This window comes from Cupriavidus sp. SK-3, assembly GCF_000611145.1.
In the GTDB taxonomy this organism is placed as follows: domain Bacteria; phylum Pseudomonadota; class Gammaproteobacteria; order Burkholderiales; family Burkholderiaceae; genus Cupriavidus.
Window position 1 is genome coordinate 47,948 of record NZ_JFJV02000083.1, and the last position, 7,267, is coordinate 55,214.

General features: G+C 66.5%; 6 protein-coding genes. 3 read left to right on the forward strand and 3 right to left on the reverse strand.

The window, feature by feature from the left end:
- The first annotated feature begins 86 nt into the window (after nucleotides 1-86).
- Entirely contained in the window at nucleotides 87-602 is a 516-nt protein-coding gene (locus CF70_RS09005; protein WP_051648173.1) for a MaoC family dehydratase, read from the forward strand.
- A gap of 82 nt (nucleotides 603-684) precedes the next feature.
- On the opposite strand, the gene CF70_RS09010 is transcribed toward CF70_RS09005, so the two are convergent.
- The 3 genes from CF70_RS09010 to CF70_RS09020 form a co-directional block, all read right to left on the reverse strand.
- Nucleotides 685-1,650 carry a Bug family tripartite tricarboxylate transporter substrate binding protein gene (locus CF70_RS09010; RefSeq protein ID WP_035863214.1) on the reverse strand — a complete coding sequence of 322 codons (966 nt, stop codon included), beginning with the start codon at nucleotides 1,648-1,650 and terminating at the stop codon, nucleotides 685-687.
- 109 nt (nucleotides 1,651-1,759) lie between these two features.
- Complete coding sequence (locus CF70_RS09015; RefSeq protein ID WP_035863216.1) at nucleotides 1,760-3,304, reverse strand: class I adenylate-forming enzyme family protein; 1,545 nt, start codon at nucleotides 3,302-3,304, stop codon at nucleotides 1,760-1,762.
- Nucleotides 3,305-3,361: 57 nt separating this feature from the next.
- Nucleotides 3,362-4,330, reverse strand: coding sequence for a tripartite tricarboxylate transporter substrate binding protein (locus CF70_RS09020; RefSeq protein ID WP_035863218.1), 969 nt, complete (start codon nucleotides 4,328-4,330; stop codon nucleotides 3,362-3,364).
- Nucleotides 4,331-4,596: 266 nt separating this feature from the next.
- On the opposite strand from CF70_RS09020, the gene CF70_RS09025 reads away from it, so the two are divergent.
- Entirely contained in the window at nucleotides 4,597-5,805 is a 1,209-nt protein-coding gene (locus CF70_RS09025; RefSeq protein WP_035863221.1) for an acyl-CoA dehydrogenase family protein, read from the forward strand.
- A gap of 64 nt (nucleotides 5,806-5,869) precedes the next feature.
- Nucleotides 5,870-6,997, forward strand: a complete 1,128-nt coding sequence (locus tag CF70_RS09030; RefSeq protein WP_035863224.1) for an acyl-CoA dehydrogenase family protein — start codon at nucleotides 5,870-5,872, stop codon at nucleotides 6,995-6,997.
- Nucleotides 6,998-7,267: the final 270 nt, after the last annotated feature.

Consider the following 7,267-nt stretch of genomic DNA (forward strand, 5'->3'; position numbering starts at 1 on the left):
GTTCACCCGCGCCGCGCCAGGCTGTGGCGCAGCGCCGGTTCTTCCGCTTGCGCGCTTCTTCGCGCCACCAACCCCGACACCGACCGATGACCATCAAGCCCTCCGCAGCAAACCCCGAAGCTGCCAGCTTCGACCCGCGCAGCCACCGCATGTGCGAACAACGCTATTTCGAAGATTTCGTGCCCGGCGAACGCTTTGTGCTTCCCTCGCGCACCATGACCGAGGCGCTGTTCGCCGCCTTCCAGCTGGCGAGCGGCGACAACCATCCCGTGCATTACGACGCGGAGTACTGCCGCGCCCACGGCATGCCGCACATGCTGGCGCACGGCTACCAGGTACTGATCCAGACCGCGGCGGGCGCCGGGCTGTTCCCGCATATGGTGGAAGAGTCGTTGAAGGGCTTTCTCGACCAGAGCAGCCGCTTCCTGCATCCGGTCTACGCGGGAGACACGCTGTACAGCACGCTGGAAGTCAGCGAACTCGCGCCGAACCGCACCACTGGCGTGCTGACCTTGCGCTCGACGGTACACAACCAGCACGGCGTGCTGGTGCTCGACGGCGTACAGCGCTACCTGCTGCGCAAGCGCGCACCGGACGCCTGAACGGCGCCGGGGAAAAAAGGGTTCATTCGACCGCTGCCGTAGCTCCCCTCTCCCACAAGTTGGGGAGGGGAACCATCCGGCCTCAATCCACCTGGATATTCGCCGTCTTCACCACCCCGCCCCACAGCTTCAGTTCGCGCTGGATACGATCGGCCAGCGGCTTCGGCCCGGTGATATTGAGGTCATAGCCGCCCTGCGTCATGCGCTGCTGAAAGGCAGGATCATCGCCGACGGCCTTTTGCGCCTTGACCAGCTTGTCCACCACGTCGGCGGGCATCTTCTGCGGGCCGATCAGCGCGTACCAGCCGGTCAGGTCGTAATTCTTCATGCCGGACTCGACCATCGTCGGCACCGTCGGCAGCGCCGCGTTGCGCGTCTTCGACGTCACCGCCAGCGCGCGCACCTTGCCGCCCTGGATATAGCCGATGGCGGTGCCCGTGATATCGAACATGAACGTGACCTTGCCGCCGATCACATCGGCCATCGCGGGCGAATTGCCCTTGTATGGCACATGCAGCATCTTGACCCCGCTCATTTGCGCCAGCCACTCGGCCGACAAGTGGTTCGAGGCGCCGACACCGGCCGAGCCGAAGCTCACGCCCTCGGGATGCTTGCGCGCGTATTCGACCAGCTCGCCGACGTCCTTGGCCGGGAAGTCCTTGTTGATCAGCAATACGTTGGTGTAATCGGTGATCAGGCCGATGTAGGTGAAATCCTTGTTCGGGTTGAAGTTCACCGACTTCTGGATCAGCGGCGTCATGGTCATGGTCGGGCTGGCCACGAAGTAAAGCGTGTAGCCGTCAGGCGTCGCGCGCGCGGTCAGGTCCGCGGCGATGGCGCCGCTGGCGCCGGCGCGATTGTCCACCACCACCGGCTGCTTGAGCGTGCGGCCCAGGTAATCGGCATAGATGCGCGCGGCGGTATCGACCGGACCGCCAGGAGCGTAGCCCACGATCAGCTTCACGGGCCGCGTGGGATAGTTGTCCGCCACTGCCGTGCCTTGCACCAGCGCCAGCAGCGCGCCAGCCATCATCATCCATCGTTTCATCTGTCTCCTCCTTGTTGTGTGTTCTGCCAGCCCCCGGCTTGCCGGGGGCTGGCGGCCAGTACGCTTCGACCCGCGGCGAAGCGGTGGCGGCGGCACCGGCCGCCGCAGGTCATGCCGCTACGGCGCCGCCGTCCAGCATGGCGCGCAGCGGCTGCTTCAGGAGCTTGCCGCTGGCGGTGGTGGGAATCGTCTCGATCACGCGGATCTGCGCGGGCCGCTTGTACGGCGCCAGGCTTTCCCGCAGGTAGGCTTCCAGGGCAGCGAGGTCCAGTTTCGCGCCCGGTTGCGTTTCAACAAAGGCCACCACTTCTTCGTTGCCATCGGCTGCCGCGCGCCCGACCACGGCGGACTGGCGCACGCCGGGGAAGGCGTTGATGACCGATTCCACCTCGATCGGGTAGACGTTGAAGCCCGAGCGGATGATCAGGTCCTTGGAGCGGCCCACGATAAACAACGCGCCGTCTTCACCGAGGAAACCGAGATCGCCGGTGTTGAGCCAGCCGCCCGGCAGCAGCGCCTCGGCGGTCTGCTCCGCGTTGCGGAAATAGCCTCGCATCACGCCGGGGCCGCGCACGCGGATCTGGCCGCGTTCGCCGGCGGGCATCCGCTCGCCCTGCTCGTTGGTGATGTTGATCTCCACGCCTTCGACGATGTAGCCGGCCGAGCAATCGGCGCGCGGCGCATCCATGCGGGTGATGAACAGAGAACCGGCGTATTCGGTGATGCCGTAGCCGTGATGCAGCGGCTGGCCGAACCATGCCTCGGTGTCGCGCTTGAGGGTCGGGTCCAGCGGCGCGCCGCCGGTATAGAGATAACGCAGGCGGGGAAACGCCGCGGCGCCGCTCTCCAGCGACGACTCCCGTGCCACCGCCATGATGCGCGTGAACATGGTCGGCACGCCTTGCAGCATGGTGACACCGGGCGACGCCAGCGCGGCGAAGACATCGGCGGCATCGAAGCGGGGGCGCATCACCAGGCTGGCGCCGGCGTACAGCGTGGCCATCAGCACGGTGGCGATGCCGAAGATGTGCGACAGCGGCAACGCGCCGTAAGCGATATCGTCCGGCCCCAGGTTGCGCGAGGTTGCCGAGATCCGCGCGAAGACCGTCAGGCCGGCGTGCGGCACCATCACGCCCTTGGGCGCGCCGGTAGTGCCGGAGGTGTAGATCAGCGTGGCAACGTCGCGCGCCTGGGCGGCATCCACGCGCGCGGGCACCTGTTCGGCGCGCAGGCTGGCGAAGTCCGGATCGAGCGCGGCGCAACCGGTGGGCTGCGCCCCAAGCCGCCTGGCGTGGGCGGCGGCCACATCGGAGACATGGTTGGTAAAGAACGTCAGCAGCGGCTCGGCATGTGCGCGGATGCCGTCGATCTCGCGCGGCGAAAGCCGCGCATTGACCTGGATCGGCCAGGCGTGCAGTGCGCTGCAGGCGAACAGCATCACCACCATCTCGGCGCAGTTCTCGCCCACCACCATCACGCGGTCGCCCTGCCCTACGCCTTGTGCGGCGAGCCAGTCGCGCGTGGCCGTGATGCGCTCCCACAGCGCGCCGTAGCTGAGCACGCCGCCGGTCTCGTACAGGCAGGGCGCCTGCGGCGATTGCTCGGCCCAGTGCCGGGGGATGTCATGGATGAACTCGGGACGGAAGGAGGACATGATGCAAGTGACGATGAGGTTGGAACCGGACGGACCCGGAAGAGACGCAGAGCAAGCTCACTGATCCAGGTGGATGTGAGCCGACTTGATCAGGCCGTCCCACTTCTGGTACTGGGTGCGCATATACGTACCGAACTGCGCCGGCGTGGAAGGAAAAGGCACGGTGCCCTGGCTTGCCAGCCGCGCCGCCAGCTCGGGCTGCGCGAGCGCAGCCACGATCTCGGCGTTGAGGCGGTCGACCACGGCCGCCGGCGTATTGGCGGGCGCCACCACGCCGAACCACGCGGTCAGCTCGTAGCCGGGCACGCCGGCCGCAGCCAGCGTCGGCACGCCGGGCAACTGCCCGGACGGCGTGGCGGTGGTGACTGCCAGCGCCCGCACGCGGCCATCGCGCACATAGGGCAAGGCGGTGGAAATGCTGTCGAACATCATGGTCAGGCGCCCGCCGATCAGGTCGGTCATGGCCGGCGCGCTGCCCTTGTACGGCACATGCTCGATGCGCACGCCCGCCAGGTGGGTGAACAGTTCACCGGCGAGGTGCGAGGACGAACCGTTGCCGAAGGAGCCGTAGCTCAGCTTGCCGGGTTCGCGGCGCGCCAGCGCCAGCAGCTCGGCCACATTGCGCGCGGGCACTGCGGGGTGCACCACCAGTACGTTGGGCAGGTAGGCCACCGAGGCCACCGGCGCGAAATCCTTGAGCGGGTCGTAGCCGGGCTTGTCGTAGAGGCTCTTGTTCACGGCCAGAGAGCCGAAGGTGCCAAACAACAGCGTGTAGCCGTCGGCTGGCGCGCGCGCCACCGCCACGGCGGCGATATTGCCGCCCGCGCCAGGCCGGTTCTCGATGACCACCGGCTGGCCCAGCCGTACTGAAAGTGCGTGGCTGACCTCGCGAGCCAGCAGGTCCGTGGCGCCACCCGGCGGGAAGGGCACGACCAGCCGCACCGGTTTGTCCGGATAGGCCGCAAACGCGCTCGCGGTGGCGGCAAGCCATCCGCAGAGCACGAACAATTTTGTCCAGCGTGACATCGCCCGTCTCCTCGGCGTTGATTGTGTTTTTGCTGCGATGGAACTGCGCCAGTGTGAGCCAGGCGCCGGTGGCGTGCTATTTGGATTTGGCTAAGGCCGTGTTCTGCCCGGCACGTGCGCCTGCGCAGGGCCGGCATCGGTTAGGAAGCGCAAAAGGACGGCTTTGCCATTCCGGAAGAAGCGAACGTCCGCCCCCCCATAGAATCGCAGCATCGTATCGAAGTGGCGGCCGGCGGCCAGCCTTTCCCAACCGAGGGGACAAGCAGATGGATTTGCGTTTCAACGCGGCGGAACAAGCGTTCCGCGAAGAGGTTCGGGGTTTTGTGCAGGCCAGCCTGCCTGCGGATATCCGGGACAAGGTGCTGGCCCACCAGCGCGTCGAGAAGGACGACTACGTGCGCTGGCACCGCATCCTGCACGCGCAGGGCTGGGGCGCGCCGACCTGGCCCACGGAATGGGGCGGCACGGGCTGGAACGCACTGCAGCGCCTGATCTTCGAGATCGAGGCCTTCCGCGCGGGCGCGCCGCGCCTGCTGCCCTTCGGCCTGACCATGATCGGGCCGGTGCTGATGAAATATGCCAGCCAGGAACATAAGGAACGCTTCCTGCCGCGCATCCCCACGGTCGAGGATTTCTGGTGCCAGGGCTACTCCGAGCCCGGCTCCGGCTCCGACCTGGCCTCGCTCAAGACCCGCGCCGTGCGCCAGGGCGACCGCTACATCGTCAACGGCCAGAAAACCTGGACCACGATGGCGCACTTTGCCGACTGGATCTTCTGCCTGGTACGCACCGACACCGAAGCCAAGCCGCAGGAAGGCATCTCGATGCTGCTGATCGACATGAAGACGCCGGGCGTGACGGTGCGCCCGATCGTCACGCTCGACGGCGGCCACGACGTCAACGAAGTCTGGTTCGAGGACGTGGAAGTGCCCGTGGGCAACCTGCTGGGCGAAGAAAACCGCGGCTGGACCTACGCCAAATACCTGCTGGGCCACGAGCGCACCGGCATTGCCGGCATCGGCCACTGCAACCGCGAACTGCGCCAGCTCAAGCATTACGCCGCGCAAGCCACCGATGGCGCCGGCCGCCCGCTGATCGACGATGTGCGCATGCGCGACAAGATCTCCCGCATCGAGATGGACATCATGGCGCTGGAAATGCTGCTGCTGCGCGTCGCCACGCAAGACGCGGGCCGCGGCCCCGGTCCGGAAGCCTCCATCGTCAAGATCCGCGGCTCCGAGATCCAGCAGGACCTGGCCATGCTGCAGATGGAAGTGGCCGGTCCCAATGCCTGGCCGTATTCGCCGCGCTGGCTCGAAGCCGGCGAAACGCCGCCGGCCGATGCGCCGCTGCACGCCCCGGCGTGGGCCGCGCCCGCCGCCTCGACCTACTTCGACATGCGCAAGACATCGATCTACGGCGGCACCACGGAAGTACAAAAGAACATCATCTCCAAGATGATCCTGGGCTTCTGAAGCCACGGAAGACGTCAGAGACTCCGCAAAAAAAAAGCCCGGGATACAAGGAACACGCACAGCCATGGACTTCAACTACAGCGAAGAGCAGCAGATGCTGGCGGACAGCCTGCGCCGCTTCATCGACACCGAATACACCTTCGACAAGCGCCGCAAGAACGCCCGCGGCGGCGGCAGCTTCGACCGCGCCACCTGGGCGCAGCTTGCCGAAATGGGCGTGCTGGGCCTGACCGTGCCCGGCGAGTACGGCGGCTTTGGCGAAAGCGCCGCAAGCCAGCTCGTGGTGCAGCGCGAGCTCGGACGCGGCCTGGTGCTGGAACCAGTCACGCCCACTGCCGTGATGTCCGCCGCCGTGCTGAACGCCTACGGCAGCCAAGCCCAGAAAGACGAATGGCTGCCCGCGATCGCCACCGGCGAACGCGTCATCACCCTCGCCTACCTGGAGCCCACCACCCGCTACCGCCCCGAGACCGCGCGCGCCAGCGCCGAGCGCAAAGGCGACGGCTATGTACTCAACGGCAACAAGAGCCTGGCCTGGCACGGCGAAGCCGCCGACGCCTTCCTGCTCACCGCGCGCATCGCCGGCAGCAACGAACTGGCGCTGTTCCTGGTCCCGCGCGACGCCACCGGACTCACGGTACGCGGCTACCCCACCATGGACGGCCTGCGCGCCGCCGACCTTGCCTTGCAGAACGTCGCGGCAGACGCCACGGCGCTGGTAGGAGACGCGGCCGACGGCCTGGCCGCCCTGCTCCACGGCATCGACCACGGCATTGCCGCGCTCTGCGCGGAAGCCGCCGGCGCGATGGAAAAACTGATCGAAATCACCGGCGAATACCTGCGCACGCGGCAGCAGTTCGGCAAACCGCTGGCGGCGTTCCAGGCCCTGCAGCACCGGATGGCCGACATGCTGGTGCAAAAGGAACTGGCGCTGTCGATGGCCTACGTGGCGGCGCAGGCGCTGGATGAAAGCGACCCTGCGCAACGGCGGCGAATGCTGAGCGCCGCGAAGGTAACTGTGGCCAAGGCCGGGAGAATTGTCGGCCAGCAAGCGGTGCAGCTACACGGCGGCATGGGGATGACGGATGAGCTGGAGGTAGGGGATTACTTCAAGCGATTGACGATGATCGATCCGCTGCTGGGAGACAGTGATTACCACGTGCAGCGATATGGAGAAGTAATGGCAGCATGAGGCATTGAACTGGATTTCATTAAAAGAAAATCCAGTTCAGCTGCCCAGAGAAAGATGCAGGCCAACCGGCGCAACGATTATCCGTCCGGCCCTGCGGCAATCACATCTCTGGCAGAAAAACGCATCACAGCCTCACAAGCCCCCACCCTCACCCGGCAATGGGAGACGCGACCCAACGGGCGCCACCACGAGCGAGGAAGCCGGATCAAAAATCGGTGTAGCCGTGCGGAGCGCCCGAGGGGCGGTCCACACCCCAACGCGATGCGAAGC